General features: G+C 70.7%; 16 protein-coding genes. 8 read left to right on the top strand and 8 right to left on the bottom strand.

All coding sequences use genetic code 11. From position 1 onward, the window contains the following. Positions 1 to 389: 389 nt before the first annotated feature. From ABEA87_RS34400 to yicI, 4 genes are all read right to left on the bottom strand, one after another. Positions 390 to 734, bottom strand: coding sequence for a hypothetical protein (locus tag ABEA87_RS34400; protein ID WP_345636861.1), 345 nt, complete (start codon positions 732 to 734; stop codon positions 390 to 392). Next, complete coding sequence (locus ABEA87_RS34405) at positions 731 to 1,009, bottom strand: hypothetical protein (RefSeq protein ID WP_345636862.1); 279 nt, start codon at positions 1,007 to 1,009, stop codon at positions 731 to 733. Before ABEA87_RS34405 ends, ABEA87_RS34400 begins: the two co-directional genes overlap by 4 nt. A gap of 229 nt (positions 1,010 to 1,238) precedes the next feature. Next, positions 1,239 to 2,513 (bottom strand): ROK family transcriptional regulator, encoded by a 1,275-nt coding sequence (locus ABEA87_RS34410; protein ID WP_345636864.1) that lies wholly within the window; start codon positions 2,511 to 2,513, stop codon positions 1,239 to 1,241. A 168-nt stretch (positions 2,514 to 2,681) separates the two neighbouring features. Then, positions 2,682 to 5,105 (bottom strand): alpha-xylosidase, encoded by a 2,424-nt coding sequence (gene yicI, locus ABEA87_RS34415; protein ID WP_345636866.1) that lies wholly within the window; start codon positions 5,103 to 5,105, stop codon positions 2,682 to 2,684. Between the two features lie 199 nt (positions 5,106 to 5,304). Here yicI and ABEA87_RS34420 point away from each other — a divergent pair, with 199 nt between their 5' ends. The 5 genes from ABEA87_RS34420 (at position 5,305) to ABEA87_RS34440 (ending at position 11,442) form a co-directional block, all read left to right on the top strand. Continuing rightward, positions 5,305 to 7,017 (top strand): extracellular solute-binding protein, encoded by a 1,713-nt coding sequence (locus ABEA87_RS34420; RefSeq protein WP_345636868.1) that lies wholly within the window; start codon positions 5,305 to 5,307, stop codon positions 7,015 to 7,017. A gap of 100 nt (positions 7,018 to 7,117) precedes the next feature. Then, positions 7,118 to 8,104, top strand: coding sequence for an ABC transporter permease (locus ABEA87_RS34425; protein WP_345636870.1), 987 nt, complete (start codon positions 7,118 to 7,120; stop codon positions 8,102 to 8,104). 62 nt (positions 8,105 to 8,166) lie between these two features. Further along, positions 8,167 to 9,111: a carbohydrate ABC transporter permease gene (locus tag ABEA87_RS34430; protein ID WP_345636872.1), complete on the top strand. Its 945-nt coding sequence runs from the start codon at positions 8,167 to 8,169 to the stop codon at positions 9,109 to 9,111. 133 nt (positions 9,112 to 9,244) lie between these two features. Continuing rightward, positions 9,245 to 9,691 (top strand): MarR family winged helix-turn-helix transcriptional regulator, encoded by a 447-nt coding sequence (locus tag ABEA87_RS34435; RefSeq protein ID WP_345636874.1) that lies wholly within the window; start codon positions 9,245 to 9,247, stop codon positions 9,689 to 9,691. Between the two features lie 26 nt (positions 9,692 to 9,717). After that, positions 9,718 to 11,442 carry an MFS transporter gene (locus ABEA87_RS34440; protein ID WP_345636876.1) on the top strand — a complete coding sequence of 575 codons (1,725 nt, stop codon included), beginning with the start codon at positions 9,718 to 9,720 and terminating at the stop codon, positions 11,440 to 11,442. Positions 11,443 to 11,459: 17 nt separating this feature from the next. Here the strand turns inward: ABEA87_RS34440 and ABEA87_RS34445 are convergent, their stop codons facing one another. Beyond that, a complete protein-coding gene (locus ABEA87_RS34445; RefSeq protein ID WP_345636878.1) occupies positions 11,460 to 12,236 on the bottom strand; it encodes a crotonase/enoyl-CoA hydratase family protein in 777 nt (258 codons plus the stop codon). Between the two features lie 59 nt (positions 12,237 to 12,295). Between ABEA87_RS34445 and ABEA87_RS34450 the strand changes: the two genes are divergently transcribed. After that, a complete protein-coding gene (locus ABEA87_RS34450; RefSeq protein ID WP_345637002.1) occupies positions 12,296 to 12,784 on the top strand; it encodes an OsmC family protein in 489 nt (162 codons plus the stop codon). Positions 12,785 to 12,827: 43 nt separating this feature from the next. Here ABEA87_RS34450 and ABEA87_RS34455 read toward each other — a convergent pair whose 3' ends face one another. Further along, positions 12,828 to 14,054, bottom strand: a complete 1,227-nt coding sequence (locus tag ABEA87_RS34455) for a CehA/McbA family metallohydrolase (protein WP_345636880.1) — start codon at positions 14,052 to 14,054, stop codon at positions 12,828 to 12,830. A 158-nt stretch (positions 14,055 to 14,212) separates the two neighbouring features. Between ABEA87_RS34455 and ABEA87_RS34460 the strand changes: the two genes are divergently transcribed. Next, positions 14,213 to 15,979 carry a tyrosine-protein kinase domain-containing protein gene (locus ABEA87_RS34460; protein ID WP_345636882.1) on the top strand — a complete coding sequence of 589 codons (1,767 nt, stop codon included), beginning with the start codon at positions 14,213 to 14,215 and terminating at the stop codon, positions 15,977 to 15,979. Between the two features lie 4 nt (positions 15,980 to 15,983). Here ABEA87_RS34460 and ABEA87_RS34465 read toward each other — a convergent pair whose 3' ends face one another. Further along, positions 15,984 to 16,958 carry an ArsR/SmtB family transcription factor gene (locus ABEA87_RS34465; protein WP_345636884.1) on the bottom strand — a complete coding sequence of 325 codons (975 nt, stop codon included), beginning with the start codon at positions 16,956 to 16,958 and terminating at the stop codon, positions 15,984 to 15,986. Positions 16,959 to 17,015: 57 nt separating this feature from the next. Between ABEA87_RS34465 and ABEA87_RS34470 the strand changes: the two genes are divergently transcribed. Further along, positions 17,016 to 18,275, top strand: coding sequence for an MFS transporter (locus tag ABEA87_RS34470; protein WP_345636886.1), 1,260 nt, complete (start codon positions 17,016 to 17,018; stop codon positions 18,273 to 18,275). 45 nt (positions 18,276 to 18,320) lie between these two features. Here the strand turns inward: ABEA87_RS34470 and argS are convergent, their stop codons facing one another. Further along, complete coding sequence (gene argS / locus ABEA87_RS34475) at positions 18,321 to 20,063, bottom strand: arginine--tRNA ligase (protein WP_425571009.1); 1,743 nt, start codon at positions 20,061 to 20,063, stop codon at positions 18,321 to 18,323. Positions 20,064 to 20,131: the final 68 nt, after the last annotated feature.

Below are 20,131 nucleotides of genomic sequence, written 5' to 3' on the forward strand. Positions count from 1 at the left end.
GCCGGCGTCGGCGCCACTCGCCGGATGCTCGGCAGTCGAAGCGCTTCGATCATCGCGAACGGGCCGCTGACGCCGCGATGAGCCTTCGAAGCGCTTCGATTAATGATTTCCGTTAGGTTGCACCGCGGTCAGCGCCACGTCAAGAGGCGACATCGATTCGCGTTGACGCCCGGCGCCGTCACCCGCTGCGCGACGCTGCCTGCCGCCACCGTGCATGGAGGGTCGGTACCGGGAGGTGAGGGCAAGTCAAGATCGGTCAACCAACGTGGGCGCCACTTCTGGGTCCGGACGGCCCAGTTCCCCCGCGCCCGAACTCTCGACCGCGACGACCATCCGTCCGGCGCGATGCTTCAGGGTGCGGGGTCAGACGTAGCCCAGCGACCGGGTGGCTAGGCGGCGTGCCTGACCGTGCGGAGCAGCGTCAGCGCGCGTAGCGCGTCGGCGCGAGAGATCGGCTGATCCTCATCCGCCTGCATGGCCAGCGCCATCTCGATCGCCTGCCTGATCCACGTGCTCTTCGCTACATCCGAGGCGTTGGCCGCGGCGGTGACCGCTTCGTCGAGCTCCATCGACAGGCGTAGAGACCGGACGACCATGACCTCGGAACCGGGCGGCGGCAGCGTCGCCAGCAGTGCCGCCTCCCGGTCGGGGGCGGGCGCCGGCTCGAAGTCGAGGTTCTCCATCAGCTCACGCGTCTGCTCGGGGCTGCGCGGCAACCCTTGCTCGTCTGTCATTGCGTCTCCTCCCAGCGCTCGAATTCGACCAGGTTCTCGGGCGTCAGGTCCCTGGCCCCGATGATCTTCCAAGTGAGATCACTAACGTGATGCACGGCCACGATCAGGGGACGTCCGGTGAGCGTCCGGCCCCAGATCGTCAGTACCTGGAGTCCGACCGAGCGGTCGAGAGCCGGCCGGGGCCACCGGCGCTTGGCTTCGAGTACCTGGCGAACCTCATAAGGCTCGATGCCCAGGAGGGCTCGGATGGCCCATTCTTCCCACTCGTACGGCACGATGCCAGCGTACTACGCCAGTATTACATAGGGGCCGGGAACCGAGGCCGAGGATCCGGATCACCCGGGTGACCAACCGGACCGTTCAGGGATCCGACGTCGCCGAACGCAGCGAATCACGCGCACAAAGAGGTCATACCCGTCGTTCGGGCGACATTCCGGTCCAGACGGAATGCGCCGGCCGGACCGTCAGTCGAGACGGAAACGGGTGAGCGGGCGGCGGGGCCGGTCAGGCGGCGGGCAGCGGCAGGCGGCCCGCGTCGACCGAGTCCAGCACCGCGGCCGCTCCGCCGATCGCCGCCGCGTCGTGGCCCAGTGCCGAGGCGACCAGCCGCACGCCGGGCGGGCTCGGCGCGACCACCAGTCGGTCCAACTCCTCGGCCGCCGTGGGCAGGATCCACGGTGCGAGCGGCACGTAGTATCCGCCGAGGATGACCACGCCGGGGTTGACCAGGTTGGCCAGCACCGCCACGCCCTGGCCCAGCCGCCGGCCGCCTTCGTGCAGCGCCGCGAGCGCCGCCGGCTCCTGCGCGCGGGCGCGGCGCACGGCATCGGCCACCGCGGGCTCCAGGTCGGCGTCCGGCTCCGAGCCGCCCTGTCCCGGGCCGCTCTGCCCCGACCCGCCCAGCCCCGAGCCGCCCTGCCCCGAGCCGCTCTGCCGGCGGATGAGCGCCTCGACGCTCGCCACCGCCTGCAGGCAGCCGCGCCGGCCGCAGTCGCACTCCGGGCCCTCCGGGTCGACCGTCAGGTGGCCGATCTCGCCGGCGTAGCCGCCCGCCCCGCGCAGCAGCCGGCCGCCCGTCACGATGCCGGCCGCCACGCCCGCCTCGCCGTGCAGGAACGCCAGGTCCGGCGTGCCCGCGTACGGCCCGTACCGGTACTCGGCCAGGGCCGCGAGGTTGGCGCCGTTCTCCACGGTCACCGGGAAGGTCGGCTGGCCGAGTGCCCGGGTCAGCGGCTCACGCAGCGGCACGTCGCGCCAGTCCAGGCCGGTCGCCCGGCGGACCACCCCGGCCGGGTCGACCAGCCCGGCGACCCCGACGGTCAGGCCGAGCACCTGCCGGCCCTGCTCGTGCATTCGGGCCAGGGCGCGCCGGGCCAGGGCGGCGATGGCGGCCACCGACCGACTGGCGGGAGCGCCGCGTCCGTTCAGCGAGCGTCGCCAGGCCAGCAGCTGCTCGCCGCCCAGGTCCATGGCGACGGCGGTGAGGTGGTCGGCGGTGACGTCCAGGCCGATCGCGGCGTACGGGGCACCGTCAAGGACGATCATCGTGGCGGGCCGGCCGATGCGCCGCTCCGTCAGTCCGGTCTCGCGCAGCAGCCGCCGGTCGATGAGCTCGCCGACCAGGCTGGACACCGTGGCCTTGTTCAGCCCGGTGGACGCCGCGATGTCCGCCCGCGAGCAGGGCGCGTTGCCCCGCACGTAGCCCAGCACGACGGCGAGGTTCGTCGCGCGCACGTCGGCGAAGTCCGCCGGGGCCGGGCCGGTGTACGTCGTGGTCAAAATCTGTCCCGCTTCTCGCTCGGCTGGGCGCCGGTCCGGTTGCTGCCTGTCCGGGTTTGCGCCGGCACCTTTCTTTTGTTTGTGAACCAAACAAAACTGTACCGGCCGGTCACCGCCACCGCATCATCCATCACGGCCCGCGTGTCGGGCGGGTCAGGGGACCTCGGGTCAGGGCACCTCGGCGGTCGTCCGTCCGTCGACCGTCACCATGGCGGCTACCACCCCGTTCACGCTCACCGACGCGGGTACCCCGTCCGGAGGTACCGCGGCGAAGACCACCCGCCGTACCCGTGCCGGGCCGGCCACGGTTATCTCCAGCCGGCCGTCCCGGTACTCGGCGCTGATCCCGGTGTCGCCGTCCACGTCGCGCACCACGGTCTCGCGCATTTCGCTCTCGCGCGCCGGTCCGCCCGTCCCGGCGGGTTCGGCAGCCGGGGCCGGTTCGGCAGCCCCGGCCGCGCCGTCGCCCCAGAAGACCAGGGTCAGCTCCCCGAACGCGTGCTCGTCGACCGTGTCGCCGGCGTCGACCGTCGGGATGAGCGCGCCGCGGCGCACGAACAGCGGTAGGTTCCCGTCCGTCTCGGCGGCGGTGACGTACCGGCCGCCGGCCGTGCGGACGCCGGTCCAGTAGTCGATCCAGTCGCCCTCGGGCAGGTAGACCCGCCGCACGCCGGCCGGGTCGGTCATCGGCGCGACCAGCAGGTCTGGGCCGAGCAGGTACTCCAGGTCGGCGTGCCAGGCGCTCGGGTCGTCCGGGTACTCGACCAGCAGCGGCCGCATCATCGGCAGCCCGGTGCGCGCCGAGTCCACGGCCGCCGAGTACAGGTACGGCATCAGTTCGTAGCGCAGCCGCAGCGCGTCGACCGCGTCGCGGGCCGCCTCCGGCGGAAACTCCCAGGGCAGCCGGGAGGTGGTGCCGTGGAAGCGCACCAGCGGCGAGAGCGCGCCGAACTGGGCCCAGCGGGCGTACAGATCCGGGCCCGGGGTGCCGTGGAACCCGCCCACGTCGTGGCTCCAGAACGGGACCCCGGACAGCCCGTGCGACAGGCCGCCGCGCAGGTTGCTGGCCATCGCCGGGTACGTGGCGTTGGTGTCGCCGCTCCACTGGGCGCAGTGCCGCTGGCCGCCCAGGAACGACGAGCGCGCCCAGACCATCGAGTGCCCGGCCACCTCCCGGGTCACCCGCGCCACCGCGTCGTTGTAGAGCAGGCTGTACACGTTGTGCAGGCTGTTGCCGCTCATCCCGTTGCTGGCCACGGAGTCGACCGGTACTCCCTCGGCGAAGTCCGTCTTGAAGACCGCCACGCCCTGCTCCAGCAGCGCACGCAGCCGGTCGGAGTACCACGCGGTCGCGGCCGGGTTGGTGAAGTCGACGATGCCGCAGGCCGGATGGCTGCCGTGCCAGACGTCGGCGACGTAGGCCGAGCCGTCCTCGCGGCGCAGGAAGTACCCGTGCCGCGCAGCGTCCTCGAAGTCCGGGCTGAACTGGCTGATGTACGGGTTGATCCACAGGCACACCCGGAACCCGGCTTCGGCCAGGGCGGCCAGCATCCCGGCGGGGTCGGGGAAGCGCTCGGCGTCCCAGCGCAGGTCCGACCAGTGCCGCTCGGTCTGCCAGTAGCAGTCCAGGTGCAGCACGTCGCTGGGGATGGCCCGGTCCCGCAGGCCGCGGGCGCGGGCGAGCACCGCCTCCTGGGTGTCGACGAAGAAACCGGACGAGACCCAGGTGCCAAAGGCCCACTTGGGCGGCAGCGCCGGTGAGCCGGTGAGCCGGTCGAAGCGGGCGATCACCTCGGCCGGGGTGGGCCCGGCCAGCACGTAGTAGTCGATCAGGTCGTCCGGCACCACGATCTGCAGGCTGCTGTGGGTGGAGTGGCAGACGTCGAACTCGGTCGCCGTACCGCTGTCGACTATCACGCCGTAGCCCCGGCTGGACAGGTAGAACGGCACGTTCTTGTAGGCGCGCTCGGACTCCGCGCCGAACGCGTCGTAGTTCCACATCACCACGCGCTGGCCGCGCTTGTCGAAGCCGCTGAACTTCTCGCCGAACCCGACGTAGTGCTCGTCGGCGGCGGCGGCGAAGCTCTCGTGGTACGCCACCACCGAACCGTCCACCGTGGACCGGCCGAGCGGCAGGGTGCGCATCCGGCCGCTGATGTCGACCTCTCCGCGGTCCTCGGCGACCAGCACCCGGCCGGACCCGTCGAGGAAACGCAGGTGCCACGGGTCGAGGGTGATTTCGGCGGTGAGCGGGCCGGTGCGCAGACGCACCCGCCGGTCGTCCACCTCGACCCGGGCCCGCGGATCGGTGTCCGGTCGCACCAGCGTGGCGACCGCGGCCGAGCGTGATCGGGCGTCCAGATCCTGGGCGAGCCGCACCCGGACCACGCCCTCGCCGGCTGCGCTGATCTCGGCGGTGAGCACCTGGCCGTCGGCGGTGACCGCCTTGACGCTGATCCCGTGGGGATCGGTGGCCAGCAACTCGGCGCGGATGAGCGCGGACAGTCCTCCCGTGCCCGGCGGGCGCACCGGAAGGTCGACCGGGTCGGCGACGAAGGTCTCGTGGGGTACCAGCGGCGGGCGGTAGGGCATGGAATTAGTTTTCCGACTAACCAAACAAACGTCAACCTCCCGAACGACTCTTTGAGTGCCCGACGCTTGTGGTGCGCACTGGGGGTGGGCTAATTTGTTTAACGATCCTCCCAACTAATTCGACCTTCTCACTGACTCGACGGCAGCCAGCTCGCCGCGCCCACACCCCCATATCCAGACACCTCGAAGGGTGATCGTCATGCCACCCGAAGCCTCGCCATCGTTACCCCACGGCCTGTCCCGGCGCGGTCTGCTGTCCGCGGCGGCGGTCGCGGTCGGCGCGACGGTGGCCTCACCCCTGCTGTCGGCGTGCAGTGGGAAGAAGTCCGGCGGCCCCGGTACGACCAGCAAGAGCGACGTGGACCGCGCGCTGCCGGCCTACCTGGCCAACAACTCGGTCAACGCCGACGTCCCGAGCGTGACCGGCGTCAACGGTGCGATCTCCGATCCCTGCTTCCTGAGCTATCCGACCAGCCCGGTGACCACGGTCAGCGGGCTGGTCGGGTCCGGCGGCAGCTACACGACCATGACGCCGCTGTGGGGCGCCATCCCGGCGTCGAGCGGCAACGCCTACTACGCCACCGTCAACAAGGCGATCGGCGCGACCCTGAAGCTCCAGCCCTCCGACGGCAACACCTACGGCGACGCGCTGCCACCGGTGTTCGCGGCCAACAAGCTGCCCGACTGGATCATGATCCCGGGCTGGCTCAACGTGCAGCTGAACCTGGGCGAGGCGATGACCACCCAGTTCGCCGACCTGACCCCGTACCTCGCCGGCGACAAGGCCAAGCAGTACCCGAACCTGGCCAACGTGCCGCCGGCCGCGTGGGCCGCCGGGGTCTGGGACGGCAAGCTCTACGGCATCCCGAGCTACCCGTCGGCGGCCGTGTTCAACGGCGCCTACTTCTACCGCAAGGACCTGCTGGACTCCGCCGGCGTGTCGGTGACCGGCTTCAAGTCCGCGGACGACCTGGCCGGCCTGGGCAAGGAGCTGACCAACGCCAAGGGCGGGGTGTGGGCGTTCGATGACCTGTTCGGCCAGAGCGCCGCGTACGTCAGCCAGCTGTTCCAGTTTCCGAACCACTGGGGCATCGACGGCAGCGGAAAGCTCATCTACAAGTACGAGACCGAGGGCATCGTCGAGGCGCTCAACTGGTACGTCAAGCTGGTCAAGGCCGGCTATGTGCACCCGGACGCGATAGCCAACAACAACCAGAACGCCAAGCAGCGGTTCTGGAGCGGCAAGGTGCTGATCCAGGTGGACGGCACCGGCGCCTGGGACGGCCTGGACGCGCAGTCCGGCGTGGCCGCCAACCCCGGCTACGTCCGGCAGGCCCTGCCGCTGCTGTCCCCGGACGGCGCGAAGCCACCCACCATCGAACTGGGCAACGGCGCGGCCATGTTCAGTTACCTCAACAAGAAGCTCTCCGCGGCGCAGATCAAGGAATGTCTGGCCATCGCCAACTACCTGGCCGCGCCCTACGGCTCGGCGGAGTGGCTCAAGGTGAACTTCGGCGACGAGGGCGTCGACTACACCATGAAGGACGGCAACCCGGTGCTGAATGCGCAGGGTAACAAGGAGGTGGCCACCACCTTCCAGTTCCTGGCCTGCCCGCCCGCCGCGACCGTGCCGAAGAACGGGTTCACCCAGGTGGCCAAGGACTACGCCGCCTGGCAGGGCGACGCCGTCAAGCACGCGGTCAAGCCGCTGTTCTTCGACATGAACATCGCCGAGCCGAGTCAGTACAGCGCCATCAACAAGCCGGTCGACGACACCATCGACGACGTCCGGTTCGGCCGCAAGCCGATCTCCGCCTTCACCGACGCCGTGGACACCTGGCGCAAGCAGGGTGGCGACGCGCTGCGCACCTTCTACGACGGGATCCGCAGCAAGTACGGGACCGGCCAGTAGCGGGCAGACTCCGGCCCGCGCCCTTGCCCAGGCGCGGGCCGGTATCCGCGCGTCCGGCGCCGAGTGACGACCCAGACCGGTCGGGAAGGTGAGGAGATACATGTCCGCGATCACCGAGGACGGCGCGGCACCGGGCGCCTCGCGCGAGGCCGCCAGGGCCGGTGCTCCCGCGGCCCGGCGGACCCGGTGGTGGGTGCGGCTGCGCCGGGACCGGTCGCTGCTGATCATGACGGCGCCGGCGGTGCTGCTGCTGGCCGTGTTCACCTACGTCCCGATCGCCGGCAACGTCAGCGCCTTCCAGAGCTACGACATCTACCAGGGCTTCCGGGGCAGCGCGTGGGTCGGGCTGACCAACTTCGTCAACCTGTTCGGTGACCGCATCTTCTGGCACGCCTTCGAGAACACGCTGGTCATCAGCGCCGTGCAGCTGATCCTCTACTTCCCGATCCCGATCGTCCTGGCCCTGCTGCTCAACTCGGTGCTCAACAGCAGGGTCCGCTCGTTCGTGCAGGCGGTGGTGTACCTGCCGCACTTCTTCTCGTGGGTGCTGGTGGTCACCATCTTTCAGGAGATGCTGGGTGGTGCCGGCGTGCTCAACACGATCCTGCGCCGCCACGGCCTCGGGGTCTGGAACGTGATGACCGACCCGACCACGTTCAAGTACCTGGTGACGGCGCAGGCGGTCTGGAAGGAGGCCGGCTGGGGCATCATCGTGTTCCTGGCCGCCCTGGCCGCGGTCGACCAGTCGCTGTACGAGGCCGCCGCGGCCGACGGAGCCAACCGGTGGCGGCGGCTGTGGCACATCACGCTGCCCGGCATGCGCGGGGTGATCGTGTTGATGCTCGTACTGCGCCTGGGCAACGCGCTGACCGTCGGGTTCGAGCAGATGCTCGTCCAGCGGCAGGCGGTGGGCCGGGACGCCTCCGAGGTGCTGGACACCTTCTCGTACTACTACGGCGTGGCGGCCAACAACTTCAGCTACGGCGCGGCGGCCGGCCTGTTCAAGGGCGTGCTGTCGCTGATTCTGGTACTGGCGGCGAACAGGCTGGCGCACGCCTTCGGCGAGGACGGGTTGTACCGCAGATGACTGGCCGAACCTCACCTGACTGGGCTATCTCACATGACTGGGCGGTGCGTTGAATGACGGCGATGAGCCTCCGGCCGAGGCCGCCCGGCACCGGCCGTCGACCGGCGACCGAGCGCCCGATCTGGGAGGAGAAGCCCACCGCGGCCGGCAACGCGGCGAAGGGCGTCACCCTCGTGGTGGTGCTCGCGCTGATCCTGGTGCCGCTGTACGCGGTCGTGCTCACCAGCTTCTCCACGCAGGCGTCGATCAACGTCGCCGGCGGCCTGGTGCTGGTGCCGCACGGCGTCACCCTGGCCGCGTACCAGCAGATCTTCACCAACGAGCTGATCGTGCACTCGCTGCTGGTCAGCCTCGGGATCACCATCGTCGGCACGGCCCTTTCGATGGCGGTGACGGTGATGTGCGCGTACGGGCTGTCACGCGCGGGAACGTTCGGGCACCGTACGATCCTGATGATCCTGGTCATCACGCTGTTCTTCAGCGGCGGCATCGTGCCGACCTTCCTGCTGGTCTCCTCGCTCGGCGGATACGGCCAGTACTGGTCGCTGATCCTGCCCGGCGCGGTGTCGGTGTTCAACATCCTGGTGATGCGCGCGTTCTTCGCCAGCACCGCGCCGGATCTGATCGACGCGGCGCGGATGGACGGCGCGGGGGAGTGGCGCATCCTGTGGAGGGTGGTGCTGCCGACCTCCCGCGCGGTGACCGCCGTGATCGCGCTGTTCTACGCCGTCGGATACTGGAACGCCTTCTTCAACGCGCTGCTGTACGTGCCCGACAACGGGATGTGGCCGCTGCAACTGGTGATCTACACCTACACGCTGCACGGTAGCTCCATGGCCGGTACCGGGGTCACCAACACCGGCCAGTACGCGGGGCAGCAGCAGATCGCGCCGCTGTCGCTGCAGATGGCGGTGGTCACTCTCACCCTGCTGCCGATAGTGCTGATCTATCCGTTCGTGCAGCGGCACTTCACCAAGGGCATGTTGCTGGGGGCCATCAAGGGCTGAGAACCGGACAGGCGGGCCGCGACTGGGACACGCGGATCCGGCGAGGGGCACGCCCGCGCGGAGCGTGCCCCTCGTCACGTCTTCGCCGGCCACATTTTGTAAAGCCAGATTGATAAGTCTACGATTAGTATCCGTGGAAGCGGAGAAGGATGCCGCCGACCCGGTGAACCTCGGTCAAGACCTGCGCCTCGCGCTGGGACGCGTGGTGCGCCGGGTGCGGCAGGGGCACAAGGCCGGCGAGTTGACACTGTCCGAGGCATCGGTGCTGTCCCGGCTCAACCGGGACGGACCGGCGACCCCGAGCGTGCTGGCCGAGCTGGAGCGCGTGCAGCCGCAGGCGATGGGCGTCACGCTCGCCGCCCTCGAGCGGCGTGACCTGGTGACCCGCGCGGGCGACCCGGCCGACGGCCGGCGCGTCGTGCTGTCGGTGACCGATGCGGGTAGGCGGCTGCTGATGGATCGCGCCTCGGCGAGCGCCCAGCGCATGGGGGGCGCGCTGGCCGAGGGGTTCACCCCGGCCGAGTTGCGGCTGCTGGCGGAGGCGGTCCCGCTACTGGAGCGGCTGGCGGACCAGCTGTGAGCGTTTCGGAAGGGAGTACGTCCCCGGTGAGCACCCCGGACAGGTACAAGTGGGTCGCGCTGTCCAACACCACGCTCGGTGTGTTGATGGCGACCCTCGACGCATCGATCGTGATCATCTCGCTGCCGGCCATCTTCCGGGGCATCGGACTCGACCCCCTCGCACCGAGCAACATCGGCTACCTGCTCTGGATGATCCTCGGATACCTGCTGGTGTCGGCCGTGCTGGTGGTCGCGCTGGGCCGGCTCGGCGACATGTTCGGCCGGGTCAAGATGTACAACCTCGGCTTCCTGATCTTCAGCTTCGGCTCCCTCGCGCTGTCGGTCGACCCGTTCACCCACGCCAAGGGCGCCCTCTGGCTGATCGGCTGGCGGATCGTGCAGGCCGTCGGCGGCGCCATGCTCACCGCGAACTCGGCGGCGATCCTGACCGACGCGTTCCCCGCGCGCCAGCGCGGCATGGCGCTGGGCATCAACCAGGTCACCGCGCTGGCCGGGCAGTTCCTCGGGCTGGTCGCCGGTGGTCTGCTGGCGGCGATCGACTGGCGGGCGGTGTTCTGGATCAACGTGCCGATCGGCATCTTCGGCACCATCTGGTCCTACCGCAGCCTGCGGGAGATCAGCGTGGCGCGGCGGTCCCGGATCGACTGGATGGGCAACATCACCTTCGTCTGCGGCACCACCAGCCTGCTGGCCGCCATCACCTACGGCATCCAGCCGTACGGCAACAGCGCGACCGGGTGGGGCAACCCGTGGGTGCTCGGCGGCCTGATCACCGGTGTCGTCCTGCTGGCCGGCTTCTGCCTCGTGGAGACCAGGGTCGCCGACCCCATGATCGACCTGGCGCTGTTCAAGATTCGTGCCTTCGCGTTCGGCAACATCGCCGCGCTGCTGATGGCCATCGCCCGCGGCGGCCTGCAGTTCATGCTCATCATCTGGCTGCAGGGGATCTGGCTGCCGCTGCACGGGTACCGCTTCGAGGACACCCCGCTGTGGGCGGGCATCTACATGCTGCCGCTGACCTTCGGGTTCCTGGTGGCCGGGCCGGTCTCCGGCTGGCTGTCCGACCGGTTCGGCGCCCGGTCGCTGGCCACCGGCGGGGCGCTGCTGGTCGGGCTGTCCTTCCTCGGCCTGATGGAGCTGCCGGTCAACTTCTCGTACCCGCTGTTCGCCGCGCTGCTGGCACTGGTCGGCATCGGCATGGGCATGTTCTCCTCGCCCAACACCTCGTCGATCATGGGTAGCGTGCCGAACAACCGGCGCGGGGTCGCCTCGGGCATGCGCTCGACGTTCCAGAACTCGGGGCAGGCGCTGTCCATCGGCGTGTTCTTCTCGCTGATGGTCGCGGGGCTGGCCAGCTCGTTGCCGCACTCGCTGGCCAGCGGCCTGACCGCTCAGGGTGTGCCGGGCTCGGTCGCCTCGAACATCTCGCACCTGCCCCCGGTCAGCGCGCTGTTCGCCGCGTTCCTCGGGTACAACCCGATCGGTACGCTGCTCAAGGGCACCGGGGTGCTGACCTCCCTGCCGGCGCACGCCGTGTCCACGCTCACCGGTAACCACCTGTTCCCGCAGATCATCTCGGGCCCGTTCCACCACGGGCTGGTCACGGTGTTCGTGGCAGCGATGATCATGGCGCTGATCACCGCCCTGGCCTCGGTGCTGCGCGGCAAGCGGTACACGCACCCGGACAACGAGACCACGGGCGAGCGCGACGCGGACCGGGTGGAGGCCTCGGACTCCGGCCGCCGCTGAGCCAGCCGGTGGCGGGGCTATTCGAAGGCCCCGCCCCGGCCGCTCCCTTCGGCGAAGCGGGCGGCACCGGGTACCGCGTCGGTGTCCAGGGCCGCCCGCCCGTGCTCGTACTCGACCGCGAGCGCCCGGTCCAGGTCGAGCCCCTCGGCGTCGTACACCGAGGCCCGGTCGGAACGCAGGCAGGTCTGCGGGAACGCGGCGAGGGTTCCGGCCAGCTCCTCGGCCGCCTGGCGCGCGGTACCGGTGGGTACCACCCGGGTGGCCAGGCCGATGGCCAGCGCCTCCTCGGCGTCCACGGGCCGGCCGGTGAGGATCAGGTCCAGGGCGCGGCCCACGCCCACGATCCGGGACAGCCGCACGGTGCCGCCGTCGACCAGCGGCACCCCCCAGCGCCGGCAGAACACGCCGAACGTGGCGTCCCGCTCGACCACCCGCAGGTCGCACCACAGCGCCAACTCGAGCCCGCCGGCCACCGCGTACCCGCTGACCGCCGCGATGACCGGCTTGGCCAGCCGCATCCGGGTCGGACCCATCGGCCCGTCGCCGGAGGGCTCGAACCGGTTGCGCCGGCCGGCGGCGATCGCGTGCAGGTCGGCCCCAGCGCAGAAGGTGCCGCCGGCTCCCCACAGCACCGCCACCCGGGCCCGCTCGTCGGCGTCGAAGGCCCGGAACGCGTCGGCCAGCGCGGCGGCGGTCTGGACGTCCACCGCGTTGCGCACCCGCGGGCGGTCGAGGATGACGGTGGTCACCGGCCCGGACCGCTCCACCCGCACCGCTTGCGTGTCGCCGGCCATCAGCCCGGCCCCCGGCAGCCCGTTCGCATCCGGCAGATATTAACGTGACGGACGTGAACCTGGGCAGGACGCACAGCTACGAGCTGACCGTGACGTGGACCGGCGACCGGGGCAGCGGCACCAGCGGGTACCGCGACTACGACCGGACCAACGAGGTGACCGCGCCGGGGCTGCCCACCCTCGCCGGCTCGTCCGATCCGACGTTCCGCGGCGATCGCGATCGGTGGAACCCGGAGCAGTTGCTGGTCGCCGCGCTGGCGCAGTGTCACCTGCTGGCTTACCTGCACGCGTGCGTGAACGCGGGAGTGGTGGTGGTCGGCTACACCGACACGCCGCTCGGGCAGATGGTCGAGACGCCGGACGGCGCCGGCCACTTCACCGAGGTGCTGCTGCGCCCCCAGGTCACCGTGGCCGACGCCGCCATGGCGCAGCGGGCGGCGGAGGCGCACGAGACGGCGCACCGGCTGTGCTTCATCGCGAACTCGGTGAACTTCCCGGTGCGGCACGAGCCGACGACGCTGGTAACCACCGCCGTCGCGACCGACTGAGCCGCACCGCGCCGGCGGGAATCCGCACCGCGCCGGAGGCCAGCTATCCGGCGATGGCCAGCACCTGAGTGCGTTCGTCCTCCAGCCAGTGCGGGCCGGGCATGGCCGGGAAGGTGACCCGGTCGCCGATGACCCGCCGGCGCTGCCCGGTGAAGTCGGTCAGCAGGGTGCCGTCGGCGCCGACCGCCACCAGTTCGTCGCCCAGCCGCAGCAGGGCCGGCCCCTGCGGCGACTCGCCGATGGCCACCGGGCCGGTGCGCAGCGCGTCCAGCAGCACGCCCACGGTCGCCTCGCGCGGATCGCCGACCGGGCACAGTACCCACGTCGTGGGGCTGCCCAGCGGCCCGCCGTCGGACGGGCTGTGGAAGTCCGAACCGCCCACCGGCAGCGCGTCCGGATCGAAGGCGAGCAGCCAGGACAGCGGGGCCCCCCAGGTGCGGTCCCTCCAGCCGGAGTGCCACACCTCGACCAGCCGGGGCCGCCCGTGCAGCGGATGCATCCAGGCCATGTCGGCGGCGAGCGGATGGTTGATCGACATCAGTCCACCGCGATCATCCACAATGGACAGCCACTCCTCGGCGGGCAGCCGGAAGTCCACCCAACCGATGTCCCCGTACGCGTTCGCGTGGCCGCGCGTCGTGGTCACTTCCTGGCCGGGCAGCAGCACGATGCCGGACTCGTCGGGCAGCCACGGGTGATGGCTGACCGTGTTGTGATCGGTGACCGCGAGGAAGTCCAGGCCGTTCGACACGGCGAGCCGGGCCAGCTCCGAGACCGTCAGCGACCCGTCGGAGTGCACGCTGTGCGCGTGCAGGTCGCCGGCCAGCCAGCGGTACCCGGGCGGGGCCGGCAGCGGGGGACCGGGCCGGGCCGGCCGCTCGGGCCAGGGCGCCAGCGGTGCCGCGGCCTCGGGCGCCGGGCCGGGCTCCGGCGACGTGGACACGGTCACCTGCCAGGGCATCCCGTCGGCCGGGATCCGGTGCAGCCCCAGCATCACCTGCCAATGCCCCGCCGGCAGGGGGCCGGGCAGGTAGCCCGGGGTCGACCAGGTCTCGGCGATGGTGAACTCGTCGCGCGCCCCGCCGGACCAGCCGCGGAACGCGCCGGTCGGATCCAGGCACCCCAGGTCGAGGACGCCGGCCGACCGGTCGTAGGCCAACTCCACCCGTAGCGCGTGCTGTCCGGGGTCGATCTCGACCGGCAGGTACTGGTAGATCGACGCGGCCCGGTCCTCCGGCCGCCATACCCCATTGCGGACGCTGCTGCTCACCCGACAAGGGTGCCACCAACGCCCGTCCCCGCAAGCCGTATCACCGGTGGGACCATGCGCTCCCGGCCGGCGGCTCCCTCCGGTATCTCCTCTTTGCACAAGTCGTCACCCTTTAGCCCGATACACCGTTATTACCCGAGATGGGAGGCCGGTAACTCATGGACTTGCGTAGCTATCTGCGTGCCGTACGGCAGCGGTGGTGGGTCGTGCTCGCGGCGGTGTTGATCGCGTTGGGCATCGGTACCGCGCTGACGATGCAGGCCCAGCCGGAGTACGCCAGCACGGTGACGTTCTTCGTCAACACCCCGAACGAGGGGGTGACCGACGCCTACCAGGGCAACCTGTTCACCCAGCAGCGGGTCAAGTCCTACGTGGATCTGCTCAGCAGTGACCGGCTCGCGCAGAGCCTGGCCGCCAGCTCCAAGGTGGGGTTGTCCACCGACGCGGTGCGGAAACGGGTCAGCGGATCGACCGAGACCAATACCGTCCTGCTGCAGGCCACCGTGACCGACACCAAGCAGGCGCGGGCTCTCAAGCTCACCGAGGCGCTCACCAAGACCTTCCCGGCCCTGGTACAGCAGATCGAGACGCCTCCCGGCGCGTCGCAGCCCACCGTCAAGGTCGAGTTGGTGAACGGCCCTCGGCTCAGCAACGACCCCGTCTCCCCGCGCCCGGCCCGCAACCTCACCCTCGCCGGGCTGCTCGGCCTGCTGGCCGGCGTCATCGGGGCGATCCTGCGCGAGCAGCTCGACAACACGGTGCGCAGCACCGCCATACTGCAGCGGGTGGCCTCCGCCGCGGTCCTCGGCCAGGTGCCCTACGACGGGGAGAGCAAGACGACGCCGCTGATCGTCGGGTCCGCCGGCCAGTCGCTGCGCGCCGAGGCGCTCCGCAAGCTGCGCACCAACCTGCGGTTCGTGGACATCCAGGAACCGAGCCGGGTCATCGCGGTCACCAGCGCCACACAGGGCGAGGGAAAGACGACGACCTGCTGCAACCTGGCGATCACGCTGGCCGAGACCGGATCCCGGGTGCTGCTCATCGACGCCGACCTGCGCCGACCGAAGGTGGGACACTACTTCGGCCTGGCGTCGGAGGTGGGCCTGACCGACGTGCTGATCGGTGAGGTCACGGTGCGCGCTGCGGCGCAGCCGTGGGGCGAGAAGGAGCTGTACGTGCTCACCAGCGGTTCGGTGCCGCCGAACCCGAGCGAGCTGCTCGGCTCGGCGCGCATGACGGACCTGCTGCGCGAGCTCCGGGACTGGGTGGACATCGTCATCATCGACACCCCGCCGCTGCTGTCGGTCACCGACGGTGCCGTGGTCTCGGTGCAGGCCGACGGTACGCTCATGGTCACCCGCGCCGGGAAGACCACCCAGGCGCAGGTCACCGCCGCCGTACGGGCGCTGCAGACGGTGCCGGCGAGGCTGCTGGGCTGCGTGCTCAACATGACCAAGGCGTCGAGGGCGGACGCCTACTACTACAAGTCGTACAAGATCCTGGCCCCCGACGCGGCGTCGACGGCCCGGCCGGACGCCGCCGGCCCGGATGACACCCTGGTCGCGGAGTCCTCCGGCGAGGCCACCAGCCTGCCCGCACCGGCACAGAAGCCCCGTCCGCCGGCGGCGACCCCGGACCGGCAGTCGGTGCACGACGAGGTCCCGCGGGCTGTGCGCGACGATCCGCGCGCTGTTCGCGAGGACTCGCGGGCGACTCCGGAGCCGACGGACGCCGAGGAGCTTCGGACGGCGGAATCCCGGGGGATCGAGTCCCGGGGGATGGAGTCCCGATCGGCGGAGTTCCTGGCGGCGGAGTCCCGGGCGATGGAGTCCCGGGCGATGGAGCCGGGGGCGGGGGAGCCGGTCGAGCCGGCCCACGCGCGCCACGCGTCTGGCTCGGACGAGGACCAGGTAACTTCGATGTGATCGACTAGTTGGCAGTTCTCGGGCGGGCCGAGGCGACCAGAAGGTCGCCGAGGTCGGAGCGGCGGTAGAGCACCGACCGGCCGTACCGGGTACTGACCAGCAGCCCACCCGCGCGCAACGCCCGGAGGTGCTGATTGACCGCCGTCGGGGTGACGCCGAGGCGGACGGCCAACTCGGTGGAGGAGGCGGGCGTGTCGAGGTGGATGAGCAGGCCGGCCCGAGTGGCGCCAAGCAGCCCGGCGAGGCTGTCCGGCGTGGGCAGGGACTGCGGCTCCCAGAGGGTCGCTATGCCGCGCGCGGGGTAGAGGATCATCGGGGGTTCGTCGGCCGAGATGGGCGTCGAGGCGATGAGGGCCCACAGGGTCGGCACCAGGGTCAGTCCGCCGGTGGCCGCTCGCGAGTAGTCGAGCTTGGAGCGCAGGTGGACCTCGACGACGTTGTCCACGAGCCGCACCGTGTCCGACAGCCCGCTGAGCATCGCCGCGAGACCGCGCTGTGCGATCTGTCGCCCCCGGAAGGTCACGTCGCCTTCCAGGAGCGCGCGCATCCGTGGCCAGTACGGCTCAAAACACAGCCGCCAGTACTCGCCGAGGGCGTCGATGATCCGGGCGAGCACCCGCGGCGCGGGGCCGCGCAGCGGACCGGGTAGCGCCCCGCCATGTACGGCCCGCAGGTCCCGCCGGACGACGGCTGGGTCGACGTGCGCCAGTTTTTCCAGCTCGTCGGCGATCCGGGTCAACGGCGAGTACGGGCGCGGATTGAGGAAGTCGGGCGTCCACAGGCGAACGTTGGTCAGCGCGAGCAGCAGGGGCTCGTCGAGCCCGTCGCGCGCTCCGTCAAGCGCGTGTAGCCAGCGCAGATGCAGCGGAAATCTCCCCGGGTCACGCCAGGAGCGCAGAGACAGCACCAGTTCGTTGAGCGGAGACACCGCGAACCGGACATCGGCCGCGTCCATGCCCAGGAGCTCGTACCGAACCATGAAGCAAAACACTACATCGTTGGTGTTGCCGGGCGGCATGCTGCGAGAACTGTTGCCATGGTGCTTCTCACGAACCGTTCCGAGTCGAGGGCGGCCGGCTGGGTCCGGCGTTACCTGCGTCCCGACGATCCGGTCGCCCGCGCGCTGACCTGGGCCACCATGTCCAGTTCGCTGTCCAGGGGAGTCTTCTTCAGCGTCAGCGTGCTGTTCTTCACCCGGGTAGCCGGGTTCACGGCGACCACTGTCGGGTTCGGGCTGACGGTCGCCGGGGCGGTCGCCGTCGTCGCCGCGTTGGGCGCGGGCTACCTGGCCCGCCGGTTCGGCGCCCGGCGGGTGCTGCTCGCCACGACCGCCGGCCAGGGCCTGGCGCTGGTCGCCTACCTCGTGGTCCGCACGCCGACCGCCTTCGTCCTCGTCGCCTGCGCCGCGGTGGGTCAACAAGCGATGCAACGCACCGCGCTGACGACGATGATCGCGGAGTCGTTCGTCGGGCCGGACCGGGTGGAGGTCCGCGCCCGGCTGCGCGCGATCACCAACGCCTTCATCGGCGTGGGAACCGCGCTGGCGGCCATCGCCCTCGCCATCGACACGAAATCGGCGTACCTGCTGGCGATGCTCGTCACGGGAGCGCTGCTGCTGGTTTCCGCGCTTCCGCTGCGGCGGGTCAAGGGCACCGCCGAACCCGGTGTGGCCGACGGGCCACGGATGGCCGAAAGGCGCCGATCACCGCTGCGCGATCGCACGTACCTGATCGTCACCGGCCTCTACGCCCTGATAGCCATGCAGTTCAGCCTGCTCACGGTGGGTGTGCCGCTGTGGGTTGCCGGTTCCACGAGGGTGCCGACGGTGACCGTGGCGGCGCTCCTGGCACTGAACACCGCCATCGTGTCCCTGCTGCAGATCTGGGCGGCACGTGGGGCAAGAGACCTCCACTCGGCCGGGCGTGCGGTCGCCGGGGCCGGCGCGCTGCTCGCCCTGGCCTGTGGCCTGTACGCCGCGGCGGCCCACGGCGCGGTCGCGGCCGCCGTGACGGTACTGACGCTCGCGACCGTGGCGCACAGCCTCGCCGAGATCCTGTCGGAGGCCGGCAGCTGGACGCTCGCCTTCGAACTCGCCGACCCCGCCAACGCCGGCGCGTACCAGGGCGTCAGCCAAACCGGGGCGGCGCTGGGGTCGATGCTCGCGCCGCTGGTCGTCACCGCGACCGCGATCGAGCATGGCCTGGCTGGCTGGGCCGTGCTCGGCGTGCTCTTCCTCGTCGCGGGGTCATCGACGATGGCGCTTGTCCACCGGCAGGTACGACGAGTGGCCGCCTGACCGTCGCGCCGCGAAGTATCAGTGTTCCCGTCGTCATGGGGCACGCTACATGCGTTCAGGGGCCGCGATGCCGAGCAGGTCGAGACCTTGGCCGAGGGTACGGGCCGTGAGCTGGCACAGCGCCAGGCGGTTGTTCCTGACCGGCGGCTCGGCCGACAGCACGGGGCACGATTCGTAGAAGTCCGTGAACGCCTTCGCGAGGTCGAACAGGTAGCCGCCCAGCCGGTGAGGCTCCAAATCCCGGCCGACCTCCGCCACGGCGTCACCGAAGGCATCCAACTGCAGGGCGAGAACACGTTCGGCCGAGTGCGGCGGGATGGTCGGGTCGATCTCGGCGTTGGCGTCCGCGGCCTTGCGCAGGATGGAGCAGATGCGGGTGTGCGCGTACTGGAGGTAGACGCCGGTGTTGCCGTTGAAGGACACCATGCGCTCGACGTCGAAGGCGTAGTCCTTGATGCGGGACGTAGACAGGTCGGCGTACTTGACGGCCCCGATGCCGGCCTGCGCCGCGATGGTGGCCAGTTCCTCGTCGCTGCGGTCGTGGCTCCTGTCGAGGACGGTGGCGGAGGCCGCATCGACGGCGGCGTCGAGCAGGTCCATGAGTTTGACGGTGTCGCCCGAGCGGGTCTTGAACGGTCGCCCGTCGGGGCCGAGCACGGTTCCGAAGGCGACATGGGTGACGTCGACGTCGTCGGTGAGCCAGCCTGCGCGGCGGGCAGCCTCGAAGATCAGGGTGAAGTGCAGGGCCTGCCGGGCATCGACCACGTAGAGGATCCGGTCCGCCTTGAGGTCGCGGATGCGGTAGCGGATGGTGGCGAGGTCGGTGGTGTCGTAGCCGTAGCCGCCGTCGGTCTTGCGGACCATGAGCGTGACCGGGTTGCCGTCGGGGCCGGTGATCTCATTGGAGAGGGCGACGAGTGCGCCGTCGCTTTCCACCGCGATGCCGGCCGCGGTCAGCTCCTCGACGACCTCGGGCAGCCACGGGTTGTAGAACGACTCGCCGGCCGAGTCCTCGGGTTGCAGGAGCACCCCGAGGCGGTCGTAGATCTCGCGGAACGCGAACTCGGACTCGGCGACGATTTCTCGCCAGCGAGCGACGGTGGCCCCGTCACCGCCTTGCAGGGCCACCACTCGGGCGCGCGCCCGGTCAGCGAATGTCGGGTCGGCGTCGAACGCTTTGCGGGCGGCCCGGTACAGGCCGTCGAGCGCGGAGACGGTGGAGGCACCGTCGGTGAGTTGGTCGTGGTGCCAGGGCGCGTCCGGGTGCTCCTCGAGGTACTGGATGAGCATGCCGAACTGGGTGCCCCAGTCGCCGAGATGGTTCTGCCGGATGACGTCGGCGCCCAGGAACGTCAGCACGCGGGCCAGGCAGTCGCCGATGATCGTGGTACGCAGGTGACCGACGTGCATGTCCTTCGCGATGTTCGGCCCGGAGTAGTCGACCACCGTGCGGCGCCCCTGCTCACTGGCCGCGACACCGAGTCGGGTGCTGGCCAGCCGCGCGGCGATCTGTCCCCAGATCGCCGAGTCGCTCACGACGAGGTTGAGAAAACCTGGGCCCGACACGGTCACCTCGGCGACCGGTGTCGCCTCCGCCGTGCGTAGCGCGTCGGCAAGGGTACCGGCCAGTTCGGCGGGGCGGGTGCGAGCGCGCCTGGCGAGGGCGAGAGCGGCGTTGGCCTGGAAGTCCGCGTGCTCGGATCGACGCACCACCGGATCGGCATCGGCCAGGTCGGGCAGTTGCCGGCCGATGGCGCCGGATACGGCGGCCTCGACCTGGCTGTTCAATGAGCGGACATCGTCGTCGTTCACCCTGGCGCCCTCTCTGCTCGACTGGCGGGACGATACCTCGCTCG

Source organism: Rugosimonospora acidiphila, from assembly GCF_039543385.1.
Taxonomy (GTDB): domain Bacteria; phylum Actinomycetota; class Actinomycetes; order Mycobacteriales; family Micromonosporaceae; genus Rugosimonospora; species Rugosimonospora acidiphila.

Excerpts from the sequence above, each read along its gene's own strand:
- ABEA87_RS34465 (WP_345636884.1), bottom strand. The coding sequence starts at position 16,958 with ATGGTTCGGTACGAGCTCCTGGGCATGGACGCGGCCGATGTCCGGTTC.
- yicI (WP_345636866.1), bottom strand. The coding sequence starts at position 5,105 with ATGCCCTACCGCCCGCCGCTGGTACCCCACGAGACCTTCGTCGCCGAC.
- ABEA87_RS34470 (WP_345636886.1), top strand. The coding sequence starts at position 17,016 with ATGGTGCTTCTCACGAACCGTTCCGAGTCGAGGGCGGCCGGCTGGGTC.
- ABEA87_RS34420 (WP_345636868.1), top strand. The coding sequence starts at position 5,305 with ATGCCACCCGAAGCCTCGCCATCGTTACCCCACGGCCTGTCCCGGCGC.
- ABEA87_RS34425 (WP_345636870.1), top strand. The coding sequence starts at position 7,118 with ATGTCCGCGATCACCGAGGACGGCGCGGCACCGGGCGCCTCGCGCGAG.
- ABEA87_RS34445 (WP_345636878.1), bottom strand. The coding sequence starts at position 12,236 with ATGGCCGGCGACACGCAAGCGGTGCGGGTGGAGCGGTCCGGGCCGGTG.
- ABEA87_RS34400 (WP_345636861.1), bottom strand. The coding sequence starts at position 734 with ATGACAGACGAGCAAGGGTTGCCGCGCAGCCCCGAGCAGACGCGTGAG.
- ABEA87_RS34430 (WP_345636872.1), top strand. The coding sequence starts at position 8,167 with ATGAGCCTCCGGCCGAGGCCGCCCGGCACCGGCCGTCGACCGGCGACC.
- ABEA87_RS34460 (WP_345636882.1), top strand. The coding sequence starts at position 14,213 with ATGGACTTGCGTAGCTATCTGCGTGCCGTACGGCAGCGGTGGTGGGTC.